This window comes from Planococcus massiliensis, assembly GCF_000821325.1.
In the GTDB taxonomy this organism is placed as follows: domain Bacteria; phylum Bacillota; class Bacilli; order Bacillales_A; family Planococcaceae; genus Planococcus; species Planococcus ruber.
In genome coordinates, this window is the sequence record NZ_CCXS01000001.1 from 3,324,537 (window position 1) to 3,348,681 (window position 24,145).

Genomic DNA, 24,145 nt, shown 5'->3' on the forward strand with positions numbered 1-24,145 from the left:
AAATCCTCCTCGAAATATAAGTTAATTGGTCGTTTGAAGTGCCTGGAATAATAGGGCCCTATTATTCCGAGCATACAAACTATTTATACTTTATTAAAGATCAAAATTCAATTATTGACCTTTATTTTTTTTGATAATTTCTTCAGAAATTGATTTTGGTACTTCTTCATAGTGATCGAAGTGCATTGAGAACACACCACGGCCTTGCGTATTAGAACGCAATGAAGTTGCATATCCAAACATTTCTGCAAGAGGAACCATAGCACGGACAACTTGTGCGTTTCCGCGAGCGTCCATACCTTCTACACGGCCGCGGCGTGACGTAATGTCACCCATGATATCTCCAAGGTACTCCTCAGGGATAACAACCTCAACGCGCATGATAGGTTCAAGGATTACAGGGTTAACCTTAGAGATAGCGTTTTTAAGAGCCATAGATGCAGCTACTTTAAATGCCATTTCGTTCGAGTCAACATCGTGGTAAGATCCATCAAACAATTTAGCTTTGATGTCGATCAATGGATATCCGGCGATAACACCGTTGTCTAGAGAGTCACGAAGACCCGCTTCAACAGCTGGGATGTATTCACGTGGAACAACACCACCAACGATAGCATTTTCAAACTCAAAACCTGCTCCTTCTTCGTTTGGAGAGAACTCGATCCAAACGTGTCCGAATTGTCCGCGACCACCAGATTGGCGTACGAATTTACCTTCAACTTGAGCTGAACTGCGGAATGTCTCGCGGTAAGATACCTGAGGCGCCCCTACGTTAGCTTCAACGTTGAACTCGCGGCGCATACGGTCAACTAGGATATCAAGGTGAAGTTCACCCATACCTGCGATGATCGTTTGACCAGTTTCCTGATCTGTATGCGCACGGAATGTAGGATCCTCTTCTTGCAATTTAGCAAGGGCTTGACCCATTTTGTCTTGGTCCGCTTTTGATTTCGGCTCAACTGACAATGAGATAACTGGCTCTGGGAACACCATGCGCTCAAGGATTACTTGGTGTTTCTCATCACTTAAAGTATCTCCAGTTGAAGTATCTTTTAAGCCGATTGCAGCAGCGATATCTCCGCAATATACTTCAGAGATCTCTTCACGAGAGTTTGCGTGCATTTGAAGGATACGTCCAACGCGCTCACGCTTGCCTTTAGAAGAGTTTTGTACATAAGAACCTGATTTCAAAGTACCAGAGTATACGCGGAAGAATGTTAATTTCCCTACGTATGGATCTGTCATTACTTTAAACGCTAGCGCTGAGAATGGCTCGTCTTCGCTAGGTTTACGCAATACTTCTTCATCAGAATCCGGAAGTACACCAGTCATTGGAGGTACATCCAATGGCGATGGTAGGTAATCAATTACTGCATCAAGCATTAATTGAACGCCTTTGTTTTTGAAAGCAGTTCCGCAAACCACAGGATAAAACTCAACGTCTAATGTTCCTTTACGGATAGCCGCTTTAAGTTCATCAATTGTGAGTTCTTCCCCACCAAGATATTTTTCCATCAATTCTTCGTCAAGCTCAGCAACAGCTTCCACTAATTTAGTGCGCCATTCCTCTGCAAGTTCACGATGAGATTCAGGAATATCTCCTTCAGTGATATCAGTTCCCAAGTCGTTTGCGTAGAAGCGCGCTTTCATTTCTACAAGGTCAATGATCCCTGAGAATTCGTCTTCAGCACCGATTGGCAATTGGATCGGGTGTGCATTCGCTTGTAGGCGGTCATGCAATGTTCCTACAGAATATAGGAAGTCAGCACCGATTTTATCCATTTTGTTGACAAACACAACACGTGGTACACCATATGTTGTTGCTTGACGCCAAACTGTTTCAGTTTGAGGTTCAACACCTGATTGCGCATCAAGAACCGTTACCGCACCATCAAGTACTCGAAGGGAACGTTCAACTTCAACAGTGAAGTCTACGTGTCCAGGAGTATCGATGATATTAACACGGTGGTTTTTCCATGCAGCAGTTGTTGCAGCAGAAGTGATCGTGATTCCACGCTCTTGCTCTTGCTCCATCCAGTCCATTTGAGAAGCACCTTCATGTGTTTCTCCGATTTTGTGGATTTTACCTGTGTAGTACAAAATACGCTCCGTAGTAGTCGTTTTACCGGCATCAATGTGTGCCATGATTCCGATATTACGTGTTTTGTCTAAGGAGAACTCTCTAGCCATGTTGTTTTTCTCCTTCCGTTTCGGATTAAGATGTCATAGACATCTCGAAAGAAATTACCAGCGATAGTGAGCAAACGCTTTGTTCGCTTCCGCCATTTTATGAATATCTTCACGTTTCTTAACAGCTGCACCAGTGTTGTTAGCAGCATCTAAAATTTCATTAGCCAAACGCTCTTCCATTGTTTTCTCTCCACGAAGACGTGAATAGTTTACAAGGTAGCGAAGACCTAGAGTTGTACGGCGTTCAGGGCGAACTTCAACCGGTACTTGGTAGTTAGCTCCACCAACACGGCGAGCGCGAACTTCAAGAACTGGCATAACATTAGCTAATGCTTGTTCGTATACTTCAATCGGATCTTTACCGCTGCGTTCTTTAACTAGTTCAAACGCTCCGTATAGGATCTTTTGTGAAGTACCTCTTTTTCCGTCAACCATCATTTTATTAATTAAGCGTGTCACCAATTTCGAATTATAAATTGGATCTGGCAACACGTCACGTTTAGCTACAGGACCTTTACGAGGCATGTATGTTCCTCCTTTCAAACGAATTCTCTTCGTTATTTCAAGTTATTATTTTTTAACTTTAGGGCGTTTAGTTCCGTATTTAGAACGTCCTTGCATACGGCCGTTTACTCCAGCAGTATCAAGTGCTCCACGAACGATATGGTAACGTACACCCGGTAAATCTTTTACGCGTCCTCCGCGTAGAAGTACAACACTGTGCTCTTGAAGGTTGTGGCCTTCGCCGCCGATGTATGCATTGACCTCAATTTGGTTTGTTAACCGTACACGCGCATATTTACGTAATGCGGAGTTAGGTTTTTTCGGTGTCATCGTACCAACACGAGTACAAACGCCGCGTTTTTGAGGTGAGCTCACGTTAGTCTGAGACTTTTTGAAGCTGTTATACCCTTTGTTCAACGCTGGTGAGTCTGATTTTGTGCTTTTTGGTTTACGAGGCTTGTTAACTAATTGGTTAATTGTAGGCATCGATTTTTTCCTCCTCTCAAAAGGTGTTCTAATACCACATATCCAGGTGGTTCATTTTTTGGGTAAAAACAAAGTCTTTGTGTTTTCTACACAAAAACTGTTATCCAGTAATCGCTACAGCAGCTGCACCAACATGAATGCCATATGCTTTTCCAAGCTTTAATCGTGAATCTGCAAATTCGATCGGAATACCTTTTTCTTGAGCTAGTTGTATAATCTGTTCGGTCATTCGATCGTCCGCGTCTTTTGCCACTATTACCTCTTGGACAATGCCGCTTTTTAATGCTTTTACTGTCTGCTTTGTACCGATGATCGTTTTGCTTGCCTGTTTTACTTTTTCATTAGACATTTGCATATCCTCCAAAGTTTCAGACGGTTAAACCATCAACCCTCAACATATTACCACTCTATTTTAATAGTGTCAACAATATTTCTAAAAAAACCCCGGAGAGTTTAAAAACTCTCCGGAATTCAAATTTTATGATTCTGTTCCGACAATTTCTTCTTGCGCTTGTTTTTCACTTTGCGCAATTTTGATTTGGCGGTAACGCTGCATTCCTGTTCCAGCTGGAACAAGCTTGCCGATAATGACGTTCTCCTTCAATCCTAGCAATTCATCGCGTTTTCCTTTGATCGCTGCATCTGTAAGGACGCGAGTCGTTTCTTGGAATGATGCTGCTGACAAGAAGGATTCTGTTTCAAGGGAAGCTTTTGTAATACCAAGAATTACTGGACGGCTAGTAGCTGGCAAGTTGCCTTCTAGAACCGCTTTTTCATTCGCTTCTGTAAATTGGTGAATATCCAAAAGTGAACCTGGCAACAAGTCGGTATCGCCAGCTTCGATCACGCGGACTTTACGGAACATTTGGCGAACCATAACTTCTACGTGCTTATCACCGATTTCTACCCCTTGCATACGGTAAACTTTTTGAACTTCTTTCAATAGGTACACTTGAACAGATTGAACGTCTTTAACTTGCAATAATTGCTTAGGATCAATCGAACCGTCTGTCAATACTTCTCCACGGCGGATTACATCGCCTTCTTGCACTTTCAAACGCGCATTATATGGAGCAAGATATTTACGTGTTTCGACATCGCCTTGAATCGTGATTTCTTTTTGGCCTTCGCGAATTTCATCCACTTCGGTAATCGTACCGTTGATTTCTGAAATGACTGCTTGGCCTTTTGGATTTCTTGATTCGAAAATTTCTTGGATACGCGGAAGACCTTGTGTAATATCGTCTCCTGCAACCCCGCCTGTATGGAATGTACGCATTGTCAGCTGAGTTCCTGGCTCTCCGATTGATTGAGCGGCAATAATACCTACTGCTTCGCCCACTTCAACTTCATCGCCAGTCGCCAAGTTTGTACCGTAGCATTTCTTACAAACGCCGTGCTTCGTATTACATGTGAACGCAGAACGGATTGTCACTTCTTTTATGCCCGCTTCCATAATCAAACGAGTCAAATCTTGAGTGATCAGTTCGTCTTTCGCTACAATCACTTCTTGTGTTTCAGGGTGGCGGATCGTTTTCTTCGCGTGGCGGCCTAAGATACGCTCATCCAGCTCTTCGATCACTTCTGTGCCTTCCATCAATGCTCCAACCAGCAAGCCGCGGTCCGTTCCACAGTCGTTTTCGCGGACAATTGCATCTTGAGCAACGTCAACTAGCCGGCGTGTCAAGTAACCTGAGTCAGCTGTTTTCAGTGCTGTATCAGCAAGACCTTTACGGGCACCGTGAGTAGAGATGAAGTATTCCAATACCGTTAAACCTTCACGGAACGAAGATTTAATCGGAAGTTCAATGATTCGTCCAGCCGGGTTGGCCATCAATCCGCGCATACCAGCAAGCTGTGTAAAGTTGGACGCGTTACCACGGGCTCCGGAATCACTCATCATGTAAATCGGATTCAATTTGTTAAGAGATGCCATCAGTTTTTCTTGGATGATATCTTTCGCATTGCTCCAGTAAGAAATGACACGTGAATAACGTTCTTCTTCAGTAATCAATCCACGGCGGAATTGTTTCATTACTTTATCAACGTTCGCTTGTGCTTCTTCTAGAATTTCCCCTTTATCAGGAAGAACGACGATATCTGCAACACCAACAGTGATTCCTGCTTGTGTAGAATATTTGAACCCAAGACTCTTCATGCGGTCGAGCATTCTAGAAGTTTCCGTAATATGGAAACGTTTGAAGACTTCTGCAATGATTTCTCCAAGAATTTTCTTCTTGAACGGAGTAACTAATTCAGCTTCCGCAAAATAACTGCGGATATCTGTAGTAGTTGGAACAAAGTATTTTGAAGGTGTTTCTACCTGCAAGTTATAATCAGTCGGTTCGTTGATATACGGGAACGACTCCGGCAGAATTTCATTGAAAATGACTTTACCAACAGAAGTCAATAAAAGCATTTTGTTTTGTTCTTCTGTAAATGTCGGGTTTTTAACTGATCCAGCAAGGATTGCAATTCTTGTATGAAGGTGAACATGGCCATTTTGATAAGCGACAAGCACTTCTTCCGGACCAGAGAATGTAGCACCTTCACCAGTAGCTCCTTCGCGCTCAAGAGTTAAGTAATAGTTTCCTAATACCATATCCTGAGACGGCGTTACAACCGGTTTACCATCTTTAGGGTTCAAGATGTTTTGAGCAGCAAGCATGAGAAGACGTGCTTCAGCTTGTGCTTCGGATGACAAAGGTACGTGAACAGCCATTTGGTCACCATCGAAATCGGCGTTGTATGCTGTACATACTAGCGGATGCAGACGGATCGCTTTACCTTCAACAAGTGTCGGTTCAAATGCCTGGATACCAAGTCTGTGAAGAGTTGGTGCTCGGTTCAATAGAACCGGATGCTCCTTGATTACGTCTTCTAATACATCCCAGACTTCTGAATGCAGACGTTCAATTTTGCGTTTCGCACTCTTAATGTTATGGGCAAGTCCGCGCTCAACAAGTTCTTTCATTACGAAAGGCTTGAACAGCTCAATCGCCATCCCTTTCGGCAATCCGCATTGATACATTTTCAAGTTTGGTCCAACAACGATAACCGAACGGCCTGAATAGTCAACACGTTTACCAAGAAGGTTCTGACGGAAACGTCCTTGTTTCCCTTTTAGCATATGAGAAAGAGATTTTAATGGACGGTTACCTGGTCCAGTTACTGGACGGCCACGGCGGCCATTATCGATTAGCGCATCAACAGCTTCCTGAAGCATGCGTTTTTCGTTTTGGACGATGATGCTTGGAGCACCAAGGTCTAATAAACGTTTTAAACGGTTGTTCCGGTTGATTACCCGGCGATACAAGTCGTTTAAGTCGGAAGTCGCAAAACGTCCGCCGTCTAATTGAACCATCGGGCGAAGCTCAGGTGGAATAACTGGAAGAACGTCTAGAATCATCCAATCAGGATTGTTTCCTGAGTTACGGAAAGATTCAACAACCTCAAGGCGCTTAATTGCACGCGTACGGCGTTGCCCTTGGGCAGTTTTCAATTCTTCTTTCAATGAATCCGTTTCACGTTCAAGATCGATTTCTTGAAGAAGTCGCTTGATCGCTTCCGCACCCATAGCAGCTTGGAATTTTTTGCCAAACTTATCGCGATATGCACGATATTCTTTTTCTGAAAGAAGCTGTTTCTTCTCAAGCGGTGTATCCGCAGGGTCGATTACTACATAAGAAGCAAAATAAATCACTTCTTCTAGTGAGCGGGGAGACATGTCCAAAATTAGGCCCATGCGGCTCGGAATCCCTTTGAAATACCAAATATGTGATACAGGAGCTGCAAGTTCAATATGCCCCATGCGTTCACGGCGAACTTTTGAACGCGTGACTTCAACGCCACAGCGATCGCAGACTACGCCTTTATAACGGACGCGTTTGTATTTTCCGCAATGGCATTCCCAGTCTTTTGTAGGACCGAAAATACGTTCACAGAACAAACCGTCTTTTTCTGGTTTTAATGTACGGTAGTTAATTGTTTCTGGCTTTTTGACTTCTCCATAAGACCATGAGCGGATTTTATCGGGTGAAGCTAATCCGATTTTCATATACTCAAAATTGTTAACATCTATCAAGGAGCCTACCTCCCTTTTGTCTCGAGTTTCTGTGTGGCTCTTCCTCGTTTACGACCAAGTGATTAGAAGACAGACGGTAGGCTTGGACCGTCTGCTTCCAAAAATTTATCAATCAACTGTTCCAGCAATTTCTTCTTTATCTGCGATTGGCAAGATATTTAATGAATCCGCAGGCTGAAGGTCTTCTTCTTCATCCAAATCGCGCAATTCAATTTCTTCATCATCGATTGTAAGCATTTTTACGTCCATACCCAAACTTTGAAGCTCTTTGATCAAAACTTTAAATGATTCTGGAACGCTTGGTTCCGGAACACTTTCGCCTTTGACAATCGCTTCATAAGTTTTCACTCGGCCAACAACATCATCCGATTTGACTGTTAGGATTTCTTGAAGAGTATGAGCAGCCCCATATGCTTCAAGTGCCCAAACTTCCATTTCACCGAAACGCTGTCCACCGAATTGAGCTTTACCGCCAAGTGGCTGTTGTGTAACCAATGAGTAAGGTCCAGTAGAACGGGCGTGCAATTTATCATCAACCATGTGTGCAAGTTTGATCATATACATGATTCCTACCGATACACGGTTATCGAATGCTTCACCTGAACGGCCATCATATAGGATGGTTTTACCGTCACGTGACATCCCTGCTTCTTCCATCGTTTCCCATACATCAGCTTCGTTCGCACCATCAAATACAGAAGAAGCCATATGAATACCAAGTGAACGAGAAGCCATGCCTAAGTGCAGCTCAAGTACTTGTCCGATATTCATACGCGATGGTACACCAAGCGGGTTAAGCATGATGTCGACCGGAGTTCCATCTGGCATAAACGGCATATCTTCTTCCGGAAGAATGCGTGAAATTACACCTTTGTTTCCGTGGCGTCCGGCCATCTTATCGCCGACTTGGATTTTCCGTTTTTGGACGATATAAGCGCGTACTAATTGGTTTACACCCGGTGGCAACTCATCTCCGTCTTCACGGTTGAAGATTTTCACATCAAGGACAATACCGCCAGCGCCGTGCGGCACGCGCAATGACGTATCGCGGACTTCACGTGCTTTTTCTCCAAAGATTGCATGCAATAGACGTTCTTCAGCTGTCAGTTCCGTCACACCTTTAGGTGTCACCTTCCCCACCAGGATATCTCCGTCTTTCACTTCTGCCCCGACACGGATAATTCCGCGGTCATCCAAATTACGAAGCGCATCTTCACCGACGTTTGGAATGTCGCGTGTGATTTCTTCAGGCCCAAGTTTTGTATCCCGGGAATCTGATTCGTATTCTTCGATATGGACAGAAGTATATACATCATCTTTTACAAGACGTTCGCTCATAATGATCGCATCTTCATAGTTGAAGCCGTCCCAAGTCATGAATGCGACAAGGACGTTGCGGCCAAGAGCCATTTCTCCGCGTTCCATTGAAGGGCCATCTGCTAAAATATCGCGTTTTGATACGCGGTCGCCAACTTTTACAATCGGGCGTTGATTATAGCTGGTTCCTTGGTTAGAACGGACGAATTTCTGCAATTTATAGCTAGTCAAATCGCCTTTTACTTCTTTGCCATCGATTTCTTCGATGCGGCGAACTTTAATTTCTCTTGCTTCTACAGATTCTACGATACCTTCGTATTTCGCAATTACAGCTGCACCGGAATCACGCGCTGCCAAATGTTCCATTCCTGTGCCGACAAACGGCGCTTCAGGATTTAACAATGGAACTGCTTGACGTTGCATGTTCGCTCCCATTAACGCACGGTTGGAGTCATCATTTTCAAGGAACGGAATACAAGCTGTTGCTACAGATACGACCTGTTTCGGAGAAACGTCCATATAATCAATGCGGTCGCGTTTGATTAAAGTGTTTTCCCCGCGGAAACGTGCTACTACTTCTTCTTCTACGAAAGAGCCGTCTTCCGATAACTCCGAATTGGCCTGAGCCACTACATAGTTATCTTCTTCGTCTGCAGTCAAGTAGTCGATGTGAGGCGTAACCACTCCTGTTTCCGGATCAACCCGGCGGTAAGGTGTTTCAATGAATCCGAATTTGTTCACTTTCGCAAATGTCGAAAGTGTGTTGATCAATCCGATGTTTGGTCCCTCAGGCGTTTCAATCGGACACATGCGGCCATAGTGTGAATAGTGAACGTCACGCACTTCAAATCCAGCGCGCTCACGTGTCAAACCACCAGGTCCAAGTGCAGATAGACGGCGTTTGTGCGTCAACTCACCCAATGGATTTGTTTGGTCCATGAACTGGGAAAGCTGTGAACTTCCGAAGAACTCTTTAATTGATGCAATAACCGGACGGATATTGATCAACTGCTGAGGCACGATTGCCTGCGTATCGTTGATAGACATACGTTCGCGCACAACACGTTCCATACGGGATAAACCGATGCGGAACTGGTTTTGCAAAAGCTCTCCTACCGAACGCAAACGGCGATTGCCCAGGTGATCGATATCATCTGTGTTTCCAACTCCGTAAAGAAGGTTAAAGAAGTAACTAATAGATGAAATAATATCAGCTGGCGTTACGTGTTTGATTTTGTCTTCAATGTAAGCATTGCTGATGACATTGATTTCTTTTTGGTTTTCGTCATTTGGCGCGTAGATCTTAACCGACTGCAATGTAACATCGCCTTCAAGAACTCCGCCTGTTTGACTTACCGTTTGGAAATTGACGCCACTTTCCAAATAAGGAATTAGACGATCCAATACTCGGCGGTCAATGACTGTACCAGCTTCCACTAAAATTTCGCCTGTTTCAGGGTCCACCAACGTTTCAGCGATGGTTTGGTTGAAGAGACGGTTTTTAATGTGAAGCTTTTTGTTCATTTTATATCGGCCCACATTTGCTAAGTCGTAGCGTTTTGGGTCGAAGAAACGCGAATAAAGTAAGCTTTTTGCGCTTTCAACTGTCGGCGGCTCGCCCGGACGTAAACGTTCGTAGATTTCAAGAAGCGCTTTTTCCGTGCTTTCCGTATTGTCTTTTTCAAGCGTGTTTTGAAGAAATTCGTTATCCCCAAGCAAATCAATGATTTCTTGGTCAGATCCGAAGCCAAGCGCTCTTAAAAGAACTGTTACCGGCAATTTACGCGTACGGTCGATTCTTACGTAAACGACGTCTTTTGCATCTGTTTCATATTCCAGCCAAGCTCCACGGTTCGGAATCACCGTAGCTCCAAAGCCTTTTTTGCCGTTTTTATCGGTTTTGTCGTGGAAATAAACGCTTGGTGAACGCACTAATTGGGAAACAATAACGCGTTCTGCTCCATTGATGACAAAAGTTCCGGTTTCAGTCATTAATGGGAAATCACCCATAAAGACATCCTGTTCTTTCACTTCATCTGTCTCTTTGTTGTGCAAGCGAACTTTCACGCGCAAAGGAGCCGCATAAGTGACGTCGCGTTCTTTCGATTCAGAGACTGGATACTTTGGTTCCGCGAGACTGTAATCAACAAACTCAAGCGATAGATTTCCTGTGAAATCTTCGATCGGTGAGATATCTCGGAACATTTCGCGCAGTCCTTCTTCGAGGAACCACTCATAAGACGCTGACTGGATTTCAATCAGGTTAGGAAGTTCAAGCACTTCTTTAATTCTCGAAAAACTTCTACGTTGACGATGTTGCCCGTACTGAACTAGTTGACCTACCAACTTATTCACCCCTCAATAAAACGATTATAGGTCTTTGCGATTTCCACTAAATAGTGTATGATATCGAAAAGACAAAAAGAAAACGAGGCTAAAAATTAGCTCATTTTCGGTTTACCGTGATCAAATCTGTCGCTATGCCATGCCCTAAAAAGGGCAAACGACCTCAAAATAATAAATTTTGCATTTAGTTATAATACCATAGCGGTTTTGTCAAGTCAAACTTTTCTGGCCTCAAAAATAAAATACCCTTTTTTCTTGTCAATTACTTGGCAATCTCTGAAAAGCTCCGTTAATTTTTCTTGAGTCGAAGGCGCCCCTTGCTTTTTCTGTATCACAACCCACAGCGATCCGCCGTGCTTCAGCTTATCGTAAGCTCCTTCATAAAAACGAAAAATCGTTTCTTTGCCTGCGCGGATCGGCGGATTGGTTAAAATCGCCGAAAATCCGTTTTCTTCTACCGCTGACAGCCCATCACTTTCATAAATCTTCACATTCTGTATGCCGTTTTTTTCTGCATTTTTCTTCGCTAATTCAATTGCGCGCATGTTTACATCAACCATGTGGACTTCTTTTTGAGGGAACGCTTTAGCGATCGCCATTCCGATCGGCCCGTATCCACACCCTACATCTAAAACAGGGCCATCAATTGATGAATCTTCATAGGTTTCAATCAATAAACGAGAACCAAAGTCAATATCGCCTTTGCTGAATACGCCGGAGTCTGTCTGGAAATGGAACTTCTCGCCTCGCAATGTATTCGTCCATTCTTGAGGATTGCTTGTTGTTTGGGGATTTTTAGAATAATAATGCTGGGACATGAATAGCCCTCCTTACCATAATCAACTTACCGCAAAATCTTCAGCCGATTTAAATAATAAAAAGAAGAAAAAGCCCGTCGGTATAAACTGACGAGCTTTCTTTCTTATTCATAAGTTGATGAAATTATTTAACTTCTACTGAAGCGCCAACTTCTTCAACTTTAGCTTTGATTTCTTCAGCTTCTTCTTTAGAAACGCCTTCTTTAAGAGCTTTAGGAGCTTCGTCAACTAGAGCTTTAGCTTCTTTCAAGCCTAGGCCAGTAACTTCGCGTACCACTTTGATAACTTTGATTTTTTGGTCTCCAGCAGAAGCTAGGACTACATCAAATTCAGTTTGCTCTTCAGCAGCAGCACCGCCAGCAGCAGCTGCAGCAACAGGAGCAGCAGCAGTTACGCCGAACTCGTCTTCGATTGCTTTTACTAGGTCGTTAAGTTGAAGAACTGTCATTTCTTTGATTGCGTCTAAGATTTGTTCTTGTGTCATTATAGTTTCCTCCTATGGAAAGTTGATTTTTTTGTCGTGCTTATCCGGCTAACTTATTAAGCGCCTTGTTCTTCTTTGCTGTCTGCAACTGCTTTTGTAATCGCAGCGAAGTTGCGGACTGGAGCTTGTAGTACGCTGAGTAGCATAGAAAGTAGACCTTCGCGTGATGGAAGTTCTGCCAATGCTTTAATATCGTCAGCAGATGATACAGTGCCTTCGATGATACCCGCTTTGATTTCAAGCGCTTCGTTCTTTTTAGCGAAATCGTTGATGATTCTCGCTGGCGCTACTACGTCTTCGTTAGAAAACGCAATGGCGTTTGGTCCTGTAAAGTGTTCGTTGATTGCTTCAAGTCCGTGCATTTCAGTAGCACGGCGAGTCATTGAGTTTTTGTAAACTTTGAACTCAACGCCTGCTTCACGAAGCTGTTTACGAAGTTCTGTTAATTGAGCAACGTTCAAGCCGCGGTAATCCACAACTACAACCGAAGCTGCGGCTTCGAATTTGTCAGCGATCGTTTGCACAACAACTTTTTTCGTTTCAACTGCTTTTCTCATTTTGGCACCTCCTATAGATTTTCATTCGCACCGTTCGTCCATAAGAAAAGCCTCTGGTCTTTACAGACACAGAGGCATAAGTTCAGCATCAAAAAGATGGGTACTGAATTCATCATGTCCTCGGCAGGGATAAATTAAGCGGCTCGCGCCCCTGCTGTCTGCGGTACAAATATGCATTTTACAACTACGCTATTGTAGCAAGTGTAAAATGATCTGTCAACACTTAAATTACTTAGCTACGCTGTTTGTATCTACTTTTACAGCAGGTCCCATTGTAGTTGTAACGTTAAGTGATTTGATGTAAGTTCCTTTAGCAGCCGACGGCTTCGCTTTCACAACTACATCGTAGATCGCTTCTAAGTTTTCAGCCAATTGGCTGTCTTCGAAAGAAACTTTCCCGATTGGTGCGTGGATGATACCTGATTTATCTGCACGGTATTCCACTTTACCAGCTTTGATTTCTTGAACAGCTTTCGTTACATCAAATGTAACTGTGCCTGTTTTAGGGTTTGGCATTAAGCCTTTTGGTCCTAATACGCGTCCAAGTTTACCAACTTCACCCATCATGTCAGGAGTTGCAACGATCACGTCGAAGTCAAACCATCCTTGTTGGATTTTTTGGATATATTCAGCATCGCCTACGAAATCTGCACCTGCTGCTTCAGCTTCTTTAAGTTTTTCGCCTTTAGCGAAAACCAATACGCTTTGCGTTTTACCAGTTCCGTTTGGAAGCACTACTGCTCCGCGGATTTGCTGGTCGTTCTTGCGCGTATCAATTCCAAGACGGAAAGCTACTTCTACTGTTGCATCGAAGTTGACTGTGCTTGCTTTTTTCGCAAGTTCAATTGCTTCTTTAGCATCGTACAATTTTGAACGGTCGATTAATTTTGCTGCTTCTTGCAGCTTTTTGCCTGTTTTAGCCATTTTAAAATGTCCTCCTTGTTGTGGTCTAGCGGTCTTGAACCTCCCACGATTAAAGGCTGCGCGGTTCTGGTGAACACGCGCAACCCATCCAAAAACAACTACTGTATTAGTCTTCGATTGTAATGCCCATGCTGCGAGCAGTACCTTCAACCATCAACATTGCAGCTTCAACTGAAGCAGCATTTAGATCTGGCATTTTAGTTTCTGCGATTTCGCGAACTTGGTCGCGTTTCACAGTCGCTACTTTATTGCGGTTCGGTTCGCCTGAACCTGATTCGATACCAGCTGCTTTTTTCAATAGAACAGCAGCGGGTGGAGTTTTCGTAATGAATGTAAATGAACGGTCTTCAAATACCGAAATCTCAACCGGAATGATCAATCCTGCTTGTTCAGCAGTACGTGCGTTGAACTCTTTACAGAAGCCCATGATGTTAACACCTGCTTGACCCAATGCTGGACCAACCGGCGGCGCTGGATTAGCTTTTGCTGCAGGGATCTGCAATTTTACAACTTTAATCACTTTTTTAGCCACGAAACACACCTCCTTAAGTCCGTGATGTGGTAATAGGGTTTCCCCTCCCACTCAATATCTGTCTGTCAACTTTGTTGATAGAATTAGCTAAATTGTACAAATTGTCCTATGACAGTCTGACCTATGAAATAATACCACTTCTTCGCCATAATAGCAAGCGGCTTTTATATTTTTTGAACCTGCTCGAAGTCGAGTTCCATTTTTGTCTCCCGGCCGAAGATATCGATGGAAACTTTTACTTTGCCTTTTGTTTCATCAATTTCTTCCACTTTGCCTTGGAAATTCGCGAATGGCCCTTCCATGACTTCGACGACATCGGATACGGCAAAGTCAATGTCCACTTTGCGCGCTGTCATGCCCATCTGTTTCAAGATGAACTCGACTTCCTCATCCAATAAAGGCGTCGGTTTCGCGCCTCCGCCTGATGAACCGATAAATCCAGTGACACCCGGTGTATTTCGGACAACATACCAAGACTCATCTGTCATGATCAATTCCACTAAAACGTATCCCGGGAAAGTTTTGCGCATCACTGTGCGTTTTTTTCCGTCTTTAAAATCTGTTTCCTGTTCTTCAGGAATGATGACGCGGAAGATTTTATCTTGCATGCCCATTGTTTCTACGCGTTTTTCCAAGTTTGCTTTTACTTTATTCTCATAACCTGAATACGTGTGGACCACATACCAATTTTTTTCCATAATCGTGCGGACTAGACGTCCATCCCTCCTTTTTTGCCAAATGAAAAAACCCGTTCTCTAAGAATGACGGGCTATTTTTTATGCGTTATTCTTGTTGAATACCTAAAATCAAAGTGCCAAGAACCAACGGAATAATTCCGAGATGCCAGTATCGACTAATGCGAAGAAAAGAGCCATAAAGATTACTGTAGAAAGAACTACGATCGTATAGCGAGTCAGTTCTTTGCGCTTTGGCCAGCTTACTTTTCTCATTTCCGAAACGACATTTTTAAAGAAACCACCAATGTTGCCCATTGTTTTAAAAACCTCCGACTTTCAAAATTACTCTATATCGTCCGGCATTCAATTAAAATTCATAAGGTTTGTTGATGCACGGTATGCCCATTGCAGTGAGCACAGAATTTTTTGAGTTCCAAACGTGTACTGCGCCCTTCTTTCGAAGGTACCGTATAATTACGGGAAGCACATTTCGAGCAGCTTAAAACCATTTTTTTAGCCATTTTTCTCACCCTATTCGAGTTTGCAGCTTTTTCAAGGTTATCACCTTAAAACGGAGCTGTCAACTAGGCCTTAGGACATCTGGGTCTCGTCAAATTGAAGATGCCGCTCCAGTTTCCGCTTGACTCGCTGCAGCGCATTATCAATCGATTTGACATGCCGTTCCAATTTATCGGAAATTTCCTGATACGATTGGCCATCCAAGTACAAAGCCAGAACTTCGCGTTCCAAATCACTCAGCACTTCACCCATTTTTTCTTCCATGTACAAAAATTCTTCGTTATTGATCATCAACTCTTCAGGGTCATCGACACCAGTCCCAGTCAAAACATCCATCAACGTCCGATCAGATTCTTCATCGTAAATCGGCTTATCCAAGGAGACATAGGAATTCAGCGGAATGTGCTTTTGCCTTGTTGCCGTTTTGATCGCCGTAATGATTTGGCGAATGATGCACAATTCGGCAAAGGCCCGGAAAGAAGATAATTTATCACTTCGGAAATCGCGGATCGCTTTGTATAAGCCGATCATCCCTTCTTGGATGATGTCTTCCTTATCAGCCCCTATTAAAAAATAGGAACGGGCTTTCATGCGAACAAAATGCCGAAACTTCGTAATCAAAAAGTCCAAGGCTTCAGTATTTCCGCTGTGGACCAAACTGACAAGTTCTTCATCTGTCATTTCTGTGAATCGGTGCGTTTGAACTTGCTCATGATTTACCACGGCTATCCCTCCGGTTGCGTGAACCTCGATAACATCAGTATACAGGAAGAAAAAATTGAGCGTCAACCAGTCATTTCAGTCCACGGCGCCATTTTTCGAAAATTTCTGCCACTTCTTCAGATAGATGAATTTTGGAAAATGCCCGCTGTTCTTGAATTTCTTTCACTTTCTTCGAAATATTCCGTTGAATTTCTTCCATCTCAATTTCCAATTCCCTGGCTGAAATGCGAAGAGCTCCTTTGCCAAAAACAACCCGCTGTTCCGTTTGATCGGAAGTGGCGACATAAATTTGGTCTCTGCGGTTGCTTAAGCTCGTTGCCAATTTTTCAATCCGTTCATCTGCCGTCTCACTTTCCCGCGTAAAGATGACCTCAACTTCATGGTGCCTATTCTTGGCTTCAATCCCCGGGACCAGATGGGCATCAAAAATGATGATGACGCGCCAACCCTTGTAACTTTTATATTCAGCCATCCGTTCAATTAACCGGTCTCTGGCATCTACCAGTTTATCTTTTTTTAATTCTCTTAGTTCCACCCAGTCTCCAATGATGTTATAGCCATCAACCAGCAGAATGTCCATGGCATCACCCGAGCGGATGGCGCTTCCGATAAACTTCATACATCAATAAACTCGCAGCCACTGACGCATTAAGGGATGTAACGTGTCCAATCATTGGCAGCTGGTAAAGGAAATCACATTTATCGCGCAAGATCCGGCTCATGCCTTTTCCTTCACTTCCAATAATGACGGCAAGCGGCAAACCTGCATCCATATTGCGGTAATCCGTCGACTCTTTTGCATCCGTCCCCGCAATCCATACGCCGCGTTTTTTCAATTCGTCTACCGTTTGGGATAAATTGTTGACGCGCACGACCGGCACGTGTTCAATAGCACCCGTGGAAGACTTGGCAACAACAGCTGTCAGGCCCACAGCCCGGCGTTTCGGAATCACGATGCCGTGTACGCCGATTGCATCCGCTGTCCGCATGATCGATCCCAAGTTATGGGGATCTTCCAATTCATCTAAAATTAAAAAGAACGGATCTTCCGAGTGCGCTGCCGCTGCTTCGAATAAATCATCCAGTTCTGCGTAATTATAAGCAGCCACAGCCGCCGCGATTCCCTGGTGGTTCGAATCCGTCAACCCGTCCACTTTCTTTTTCGGCACAAATTGAACCAGGACTCCTTTTTCTTTTGCCAATTGCAGCAATTCCGTGATCCCTTTTTTCTGGACGCCTTCGGCAATCCAGATTTTATTGACGTCCCGGTCTGCGCGCAAAGCTTCCAGTACGGGGTTTTTGCCGCCGATAATTTCCGGTGCTAGTTCCTCAGTCATTTGATCGCTCCTCTCAGCTCTTCTATTGTGTCAATCGCATAGGCGATGATTTCATCCGTCCGGTCTTGCTCGCCTTTTAAATAAAGCCAGCCAAGCACTGCTTCAAAAGCGGTGCTGAAATTATAGGTTTGGACATCGGTATTTTTCGGCACCGATCCTGATTTCGCATTGCGCCCTCTTCTCATGACAGCCAGCTCCGCCTCGGTTAAAAACGCTTCATCTGTCATTTTCTTTAGGACACCGGCCTGCGCTTTTGCCGAAACAAAGGTCGTGGCTTGGCGATGCAGAATATTGGGTTTAACGCGTCCAGAACGCAGCAGATGTTCGCGCACCGCCTGCTCATACACGGCATCGCCCATATAAGCGAGTGCCAGCGCGTTCAGCTGGTCAACGTCCTGATTCCGTAAAACGTTCACGCCCTTACCCCCTTTTCCAACGCGTGCCTTGCGCCGTATCTTCTAAAATGATGTTTTTCTCTTTGAACAAGTCCCGGATCTCATCCGCTCGCGCAAAATCGCGGTTCTTGCGGGCTTCGATGCGCTCTGCAAGCAACGCTTCCACTTCGGCATCCAATAATTCTGCTTCCTGTTTGAACGGCAATCCCAACACGCGGGCCAATTCGTCGAATAACGCGATGAACGCTTCCAGCACTTCCGTGGAAGTCTGTTTTTCCAATAAATACGTATTGGACAACCGCGATAAATCAAAGAGTTTTGAAATCGCATTTGCTGTATTGAAATCGTCATCCATCGTTTCCACAAACTCTTCTTTGATGGCATTCATTTTCGCCAGCCAAATATCCGTATGGTCCCCGAGGCCTGCCGACGTTTCCAACCGATGCTTCAAGTTTGCATAAGCCGTCCGAAGCCGCTCAAGTCCAGCAATGGCATCCTCCACCAATTGCTGCGAATAATTGATTGGGTGGCGATAATGGACAGACAGCATAAACATGCGAAGTACCTGCGCATCCAATTCTTTTAAAATGTCATTGACCAAAACAAAGTTATTCAGTGATTTCGACATTTTTTCATTGTCGATATTGATATAGCCGTTGTGCATCCAATAGCGGGCAAACGTCTTGCCCGTGTAAGCTTCAGACTGGGCAATTTCATTTTCATGGTGCGGGAACGTTAAATCCTGTCCGCCTGCATGAATGTCGATTGTATCACCCAGATGCTCGCGCGCCATGACCGAGCATTCGATATGCCAGCCTGGACGCCCTTTTCCCCAAGGACTTTCCCACGAAATTTCGCCCGGCTTCGCCGCTTTCCATAAAGCAAAATCCAAGGCATCTTCTTTCTTATCGCCGGTCTCAATCCGTGCGCCCACCTTCAATTCATCGACCGATTGATGCGACAATTTTCCGTAGCCTTCGAATTTGCGCGTCCGGTAGTAAATATCGCCTTGCGATTCGTAGGCATAGCCCTTTTCCACAAGCGCTTCGATAAAATCAATGATTTGCGGCATATGATCCATGACGCGCGGATGCACATCCGCTTCGTCGCAGCCCAGCGCTTTCGTATCTTCAAAATAAGCTTGGATAAAACGTTCAGCGATTTCCGGAACTTCCACGCCGAGTTCATTGGCAGCTTTAATCAGTTTGTCATCAACATCCGTAAAGTTGGAGACATACGTAACGTCATAGCCGCGGTAAGCCAAGTAACGGCGAACCGTGTCATAGACAATAACCGGACGCGCATTGCCGATGTGAATGTAGTTATAGACAGTCGGACCGCACACATACATTTTTACTTTTCCCTCTTCTAAGGGAATAAATGCTTCTTTTTGACGTGATAGCGAATTAAAAATTTGAATTGCCATTCGGTTGCCCTTCTTTCTTTTATGCGTTTTTTAATCGTTCAATTTCCTGCTTCAGTTCCGCTATTTTCAGTTCCATGCTTTCGCATTTATCCATCATCGGATCCGGCATGTCCTGATGATTCAGATCGGGCTTCACTTTCACGCCGTCCTGGATCACCACTTTTCCCGGAATCCCGACAACTGTCGCATTTGCCGGAACGCTTTTCAGCACAACGGAGCCTGCGCCGACTTTTGAATTTTCGCCAACTATTATGGAGCCAAGGACTTTTGCGCCTGTGGCAACCAACACATTGTCTTCTAGTGTCGGATGGCGTTTGCCGCGCTCTTTTCCCGTCCCTCCAAGTGTGACGCCTTGATACAAGGTGACATTGTCGCCGATGATACACGTTTCGCCGATAACGACCCCCATGCCATGGTCAATAAAAAATCGGCGGCCGATCACCGCTCCTGGATGGATTTCGATGCCAGTGAAAAAGCGGCTGATCTGCGAAATGGCGCGGGCAATGAAAAACAATTTCTTCTTAAAGAAAAAATGCGCTAAGCGGTGCGCCCAAATGGCATGCAGCCCGGAATAGGTCAAGATGACTTCCAAGTAGCTTCGGGCAGCCGGGTCCTGCTCAAACACCACATCAATGTCCTCTTTTAAAAATTTCCACACGCTCACTCTCTCCTTTCTTGTGCAAAATAAAAAGCGCCTCTGCCATAAAAATGACAGAGACGCATAATTGCGCGGTTCCACTCTGATTAGAAAGGCGGTAGCCTTTCTCTCTCGAACGCCTTTAACGCAGGCGATACGTCTGGTCTACTTGATTCGACTCAGCACTCGGAGAGGCATTTCAACGCAGCAGCGGCCCGGATCATTTTCAGCCGGTGATGATCCTCTCTTTGGAGCATGCTGCATTTACTTCTTCTCGTCAACGATTTACTAATAGTAAGTTCATTCTACACGCTTGCCGCCATAAGTCAATTTCTTGCACTCTTTGCAGCTGCCATCCACTTATGCCTGGGCGAATTTAGCAAGGCGCGCAATGGTTTTTTCTTTTCCTAACAGCGCAATGGAGTCCGGCAATTCCGGTCCGTGCATTTGCCCTGTCGTCACGACGCGGATCGGCATGAATAAATTCTTCCCTTTATGCCCGGTCGCTTTTTGGACCGCTTTGATCGCTGCTTTGATTTCCGCAGGCTCAAATGTTTCCAGGTTCTCCAGCTGCTCGATGAAGGAAGCCATCACTTCCGGCACTTGCTCACCCGCCAACACTTCTTTCTCTTCTTCGCCGAATGACAATTCTTCTGTGAAGAACAGATCCGAAATCTCTGTGATCTCAGCACCGTAGCTCATTTGATCGTGGTACAAAGCAATCAGCTTTTCAGCCCAAACTGTTTGTTCTTCCGATAATTGTTCAGGCAATTTGCCTGCTTTCTGCAAATGAGGAAGCGCGAGTTTTACCACTTCTTCAAGCGGCATCTGCTTGATGTACTGGTTGTTCATCCACATCATCTTTTGCTTATCGAACATCGACGGCGATTTCGAAAGGCGGCTTACATCAAAGATGCGGATCAATTCCTCTTTCGAGAAAATCTCTTCTTCCCCTTCTGGAGACCAGCCAAGCAAAGCAAAGAAATTAAACAAAGCTTCTGGAATGTAGCCCAGGTCTTTGTATTGGGAGATGAACTGAAGAATCGACTCATCACGCTTCGACAATTTTTTGCGATCTTCGTTGATGATAAGCGTCATATGGCCGAATGACGGATAATCCCAGCCGAACGCATCGAAAATCATCATTTGCTTCGGTGTATTCGACAAATGCTCTTCCCCGCGGAATACATGGGAGATCTTCATCAAGTGATCGTCGATGACTACAGCAAAGTTGTATGTCGGAATGCCGTTGGTTTTCACGAGCACCCAGTCACCCACATCTTTTGATTCGAATGAAACCGGCCCGCGAACCAAGTCTTCAAACGAATACGTGACATCAGCCGGCACTTTCATGCGCAATGTATAAGGCATTCCGGCCGCTTCTTTTTCTGCCACTTCTTCAGCTGTTAAATTGCGGCAAGTTCCACTGTATTGAGGCGCAGCAATTCCTGCCGCTTTTTGTGCTTCGCGTTCAGCTTCCAATTTCTTAGGCGTACAGAAGCATTTATAAGCTGAGCCTTTTTCGAGCATTTCATCCGCATAGCCTTTGTAGATGTCTAAACGCTCCATCTGGCGGTAGGGGCCGTATTCTCCGCCGATATCCACGGACTCATCATACTCCAAGCCAAGCCATTTCAAATTATCCAGCTGCGATAATTCACCTGTCTCGATATTGCGGGCAATATCCGTGTCCTCGATGCGAACGATGAATTTCCCATTATTGTGGCGGGCATATAAATAATTAAACAGCGCTGTCCGGGCTCCGCCGATATGTAAATGGCCAGTCGGGCTCGGAGCATAACGCACGCGTACTTCTTGTGTCATGTTTTTTCCTCCTATTTGAATAACAGTATTTCTATTTTATCACTCTGGAGCATCCAGCGGAAGCGGTCGTTTTGTCAATAAGATGACTGCCAGCGCCGCAATCCCTTCTTCGCGGCCCGTAAATCCTAGATGTTCTGAAGTTGTCGCTTTCACGTTTACTTGTGAAATATCCGCTTCCAATAAACCCGCGATCGACTCGCGCATCTGTTCGATATAAGGAGCCAGTTTCGGTTTTTGTGCAATGACGGTGCAATCGACGTTGCCGAGCTCATAGCCTTGCTCTTTTACGTATTGCCAAATATGCGTAAGCAATTTGCGCGAATCCGCATCTTTGAATTCCGGGTCCGTGTCCGGGAAATGCTTGCCGATATCGCCTCCGCAAATCGCGCCAAGCGCTGCGTCGGTAATGGTATGAAGCAAGACATCTGCATCGGAATGGCCGAGCAGCCCTTTATCATGCGGGATTTCAATACCGCCTAAAATGAACGGGCGCCCTTCTGCTAATTGATGTACATCGTATCCTTGTCCAATTCGAATCATTTCTTTTCCTCCTGTTTCCGGTTCTCTAAAATGGCTTTGCCATAAATCAAATCTTCCGGTGTGGTCATTTTTACATTTTCATAGGTACTTTCCACGATCTCCACCGGATGCCCTAAGCGCTCCACTAACATCGCTTCATCCGTTCCCAAAAAGCCGTCTTTCGCCGCTGCCTGGGCAGCCGCCAAAATCAACTCATATCGAAAAGCTTGCGGCGTTTGAATCATCCACAATTGCTCGCGGTTGACCGTTTCCGTAATGATGCCATCTCGCGCTTTTTTGATCGTGTCTTTTACCGGTACAGCCGCAATCGCCGCGCCAGAAGCCTGGGCAGTCCCCACCAATTCCGAAATAACGGATGGATCGATGAACGGCCGTGCTGCATCGTGGACCAATACAACGCCACAAGGCGGAATCGCTTCAAGACATGCTCTGACACTGTCTTGCCGCTCCATTCCGCCTTCTGCATAACCATGGACTTTCGTAATGCCATATTGATTGACGCAAGTTTCAATCAGTTCGCGTTCGTCCTTTTTGACTGCGAGCCAAATGCTCTCACAATTTGGATCCTGCTGGAACACTTCCAAGGTATAAAGGAAAATCGGTTTGTTGAAAAGTTCGAGTAATAATTTATTCTTATTTGCCTTCATCCGTTTCCCGCTGCCCGCAGCAGGAAGAACGACTGTATAATTCATATTGCGCCATCCTTTATCCATTCATTGTAATTTGGCGGCCTTCACGCGGTTTCGCAAAAATCATCCGGCCAGCTGAAGTTTGAAGCACACTTGTTACCGTCACATCAATTGCCTGCCCGATAAATCCTTTGCCGTCTTCAATCACAATCATTGTGCCATCATCCAAGTAAGCAACCCCTTGGTTTTGCTCCTTGCCGTCTTTGATCACAACGACATGCATATCTTCTCCAGGGATTACGACCGGTTTCACCGCGTTTGCCAAGTCATTAATATTCAAGACCGGAACATTATGGAGTTCACAGACTTTATTTAAATTAAAATCATTCGTCACCACTTGTCCGCCCATTTTTTTAGCTGCGCGCATCAGCTTCAAATCCACTTCACTGACTTCATCAAAACTTTCTTCCGTAATCATAATAGCCCCTTCGCGTTCACTTTGAAGGCGTTTCAAAATGTCCAATCCACGACGCCCGCGCGTTCTTTTCAAGGTGTCAGAGGAATCGGCAATATGCTGCAGCTCTGATAAGACGAATTGAGGCACAACAAATGTCCCTTCCATAAAGCCAGTCGCCGAAATATCGGCGATCCGTCCATCAATGATGACACTGGTATCAAGCAATTTATAAGAAGTCTTTTCAACAGCTTCTTCGATTTCCGGCTTCTTCGACACCGATAAACGCTGAGGCGTCAGCATCGCGATCATCTCTTCCCGCTTTTGGAAACCAACCTGGAAACCTAAGTATCCCAATACTACCGACAAAATAATTGGAGCAGCTGTCGCAACTACCGGAATATCAATCGTACTCAAGGCAAAACCGATCAAGAAAGCAACAATCAATCCAATGATGAGGCCGACCGTCCCAAACAGCAAATCCGGGGTAGGGGCATGAAGAAGCCTTTCCTCCATCCATTTCATAAATCTGACAATGGCATCCGCAAACAAGAGAGACAAAACAAAAAAGATAAGTGCACCGATCAAAGCAGATGCAATAGCATTATTGACCCAGGGATTATCGAGAATAGGAATAAGTTCAAAACCATATGGTAAAAATAGAATCCCGACAGTAGCACCAACAAGCAAAAATAACACTTGAATAATTCTTTTTAGCATAGACTCCACCTCCTTTATAATA

Annotated in this window: 24 protein-coding genes and 2 other annotated features; all 24 genes read right to left on the reverse strand. The window is 44.7% G+C overall.

What is annotated here, in order from left to right; all coding sequences use genetic code 11:
- Positions 1-111: 111 nt before the first annotated feature.
- Entirely contained in the window at positions 112-2,190 is a 2,079-nt protein-coding gene (gene fusA, locus BN1080_RS16740; protein ID WP_052654182.1) for an elongation factor G, read from the reverse strand.
- 54 nt (positions 2,191-2,244) lie between these two features.
- Entirely contained in the window at positions 2,245-2,715 is a 471-nt protein-coding gene (gene rpsG, locus BN1080_RS16745) for a 30S ribosomal protein S7 (protein WP_052654184.1), read from the reverse strand.
- Between the two features lie 45 nt (positions 2,716-2,760).
- Complete coding sequence (gene rpsL / locus BN1080_RS16750) at positions 2,761-3,180, reverse strand: 30S ribosomal protein S12 (protein ID WP_052654186.1); 420 nt, start codon at positions 3,178-3,180, stop codon at positions 2,761-2,763.
- A gap of 100 nt (positions 3,181-3,280) precedes the next feature.
- The gene (locus BN1080_RS16755; RefSeq protein ID WP_052654188.1) at positions 3,281-3,529 is read right to left on the reverse strand and encodes a 50S ribosomal protein L7ae-like protein; all 249 of its coding nucleotides are present in this window, start codon (positions 3,527-3,529) and stop codon (positions 3,281-3,283) included.
- A gap of 129 nt (positions 3,530-3,658) precedes the next feature.
- Entirely contained in the window at positions 3,659-7,264 is a 3,606-nt protein-coding gene (gene rpoC / locus BN1080_RS16760; RefSeq protein WP_052654191.1) for a DNA-directed RNA polymerase subunit beta', read from the reverse strand.
- 108 nt (positions 7,265-7,372) lie between these two features.
- Complete coding sequence (rpoB, locus tag BN1080_RS16765; protein ID WP_052654196.1) at positions 7,373-10,927, reverse strand: DNA-directed RNA polymerase subunit beta; 3,555 nt, start codon at positions 10,925-10,927, stop codon at positions 7,373-7,375.
- 215 nt (positions 10,928-11,142) lie between these two features.
- Complete coding sequence (locus BN1080_RS16770) at positions 11,143-11,745, reverse strand: class I SAM-dependent methyltransferase (protein ID WP_052654198.1); 603 nt, start codon at positions 11,743-11,745, stop codon at positions 11,143-11,145.
- Between the two features lie 124 nt (positions 11,746-11,869).
- Positions 11,870-12,229, reverse strand: coding sequence for a 50S ribosomal protein L7/L12 (rplL, locus tag BN1080_RS16775; protein ID WP_052654200.1), 360 nt, complete (start codon positions 12,227-12,229; stop codon positions 11,870-11,872).
- A 56-nt stretch (positions 12,230-12,285) separates the two neighbouring features.
- The gene (gene rplJ / locus BN1080_RS16780) at positions 12,286-12,786 is read right to left on the reverse strand and encodes a 50S ribosomal protein L10 (protein ID WP_052654203.1); all 501 of its coding nucleotides are present in this window, start codon (positions 12,784-12,786) and stop codon (positions 12,286-12,288) included.
- Positions 12,787-12,820: 34 nt separating this feature from the next.
- Positions 12,821-12,968 (reverse strand) — a sequence feature (ribosomal protein L10 leader region).
- 46 nt (positions 12,969-13,014) lie between these two features.
- A complete protein-coding gene (gene rplA, locus BN1080_RS16785) occupies positions 13,015-13,710 on the reverse strand; it encodes a 50S ribosomal protein L1 (protein WP_052654206.1) in 696 nt (231 codons plus the stop codon).
- A gap of 106 nt (positions 13,711-13,816) precedes the next feature.
- On the reverse strand, positions 13,817-14,242 hold the full coding sequence (rplK, locus tag BN1080_RS16790) for a 50S ribosomal protein L11 (RefSeq protein WP_052654209.1): 426 nt from the start codon (positions 14,240-14,242) through the stop codon (positions 13,817-13,819).
- A 164-nt stretch (positions 14,243-14,406) separates the two neighbouring features.
- Entirely contained in the window at positions 14,407-14,940 is a 534-nt protein-coding gene (gene nusG / locus BN1080_RS16795; RefSeq protein WP_052654212.1) for a transcription termination/antitermination protein NusG, read from the reverse strand.
- 108 nt (positions 14,941-15,048) lie between these two features.
- Positions 15,049-15,234, reverse strand: a complete 186-nt coding sequence (gene secE / locus BN1080_RS16800; RefSeq protein WP_052654215.1) for a preprotein translocase subunit SecE — start codon at positions 15,232-15,234, stop codon at positions 15,049-15,051.
- A gap of 59 nt (positions 15,235-15,293) precedes the next feature.
- Positions 15,294-15,440, reverse strand: coding sequence for a 50S ribosomal protein L33 (gene rpmG, locus BN1080_RS17095; RefSeq protein WP_110925679.1), 147 nt, complete (start codon positions 15,438-15,440; stop codon positions 15,294-15,296).
- Positions 15,441-15,510: 70 nt separating this feature from the next.
- Entirely contained in the window at positions 15,511-16,161 is a 651-nt protein-coding gene (sigH, locus tag BN1080_RS16805) for an RNA polymerase sporulation sigma factor SigH (RefSeq protein WP_052654218.1), read from the reverse strand.
- A 70-nt stretch (positions 16,162-16,231) separates the two neighbouring features.
- Positions 16,232-16,741: an NYN domain-containing protein gene (locus tag BN1080_RS16810; RefSeq protein WP_052654220.1), complete on the reverse strand. Its 510-nt coding sequence runs from the start codon at positions 16,739-16,741 to the stop codon at positions 16,232-16,234.
- A gap of 4 nt (positions 16,742-16,745) precedes the next feature.
- On the reverse strand, positions 16,746-17,498 hold the full coding sequence (gene rlmB / locus BN1080_RS16815; protein WP_052654223.1) for a 23S rRNA (guanosine(2251)-2'-O)-methyltransferase RlmB: 753 nt from the start codon (positions 17,496-17,498) through the stop codon (positions 16,746-16,748).
- A complete protein-coding gene (locus tag BN1080_RS16820; RefSeq protein WP_052654225.1) occupies positions 17,495-17,914 on the reverse strand; it encodes a Mini-ribonuclease 3 in 420 nt (139 codons plus the stop codon). The genes rlmB and BN1080_RS16820 overlap by 4 nt, the downstream gene beginning before the upstream one ends.
- A 4-nt stretch (positions 17,915-17,918) precedes the next feature.
- A complete protein-coding gene (gene cysS / locus BN1080_RS16825) occupies positions 17,919-19,319 on the reverse strand; it encodes a cysteine--tRNA ligase (RefSeq protein ID WP_052654228.1) in 1,401 nt (466 codons plus the stop codon).
- Positions 19,320-19,338: 19 nt separating this feature from the next.
- Complete coding sequence (gene cysE / locus BN1080_RS16830; RefSeq protein WP_052654230.1) at positions 19,339-19,977, reverse strand: serine O-acetyltransferase; 639 nt, start codon at positions 19,975-19,977, stop codon at positions 19,339-19,341.
- A gap of 52 nt (positions 19,978-20,029) precedes the next feature.
- Positions 20,030-20,246: a binding site (T-box leader), on the reverse strand.
- A 70-nt stretch (positions 20,247-20,316) separates the two neighbouring features.
- The gene (gene gltX, locus BN1080_RS16835) at positions 20,317-21,780 is read right to left on the reverse strand and encodes a glutamate--tRNA ligase (protein ID WP_052654233.1); all 1,464 of its coding nucleotides are present in this window, start codon (positions 21,778-21,780) and stop codon (positions 20,317-20,319) included.
- A gap of 39 nt (positions 21,781-21,819) precedes the next feature.
- Positions 21,820-22,320: a 2-C-methyl-D-erythritol 2,4-cyclodiphosphate synthase gene (gene ispF / locus BN1080_RS16840; RefSeq protein WP_052654236.1), complete on the reverse strand. Its 501-nt coding sequence runs from the start codon at positions 22,318-22,320 to the stop codon at positions 21,820-21,822.
- Positions 22,317-23,012, reverse strand: a complete 696-nt coding sequence (gene ispD / locus BN1080_RS16845; protein ID WP_052654238.1) for a 2-C-methyl-D-erythritol 4-phosphate cytidylyltransferase — start codon at positions 23,010-23,012, stop codon at positions 22,317-22,319. The genes ispF and ispD overlap by 4 nt, the downstream gene beginning before the upstream one ends.
- A 13-nt stretch (positions 23,013-23,025) precedes the next feature.
- Complete coding sequence (locus BN1080_RS16850; RefSeq protein WP_052654240.1) at positions 23,026-24,123, reverse strand: PIN/TRAM domain-containing protein; 1,098 nt, start codon at positions 24,121-24,123, stop codon at positions 23,026-23,028.
- Positions 24,124-24,145 lie beyond the last annotated feature (22 nt).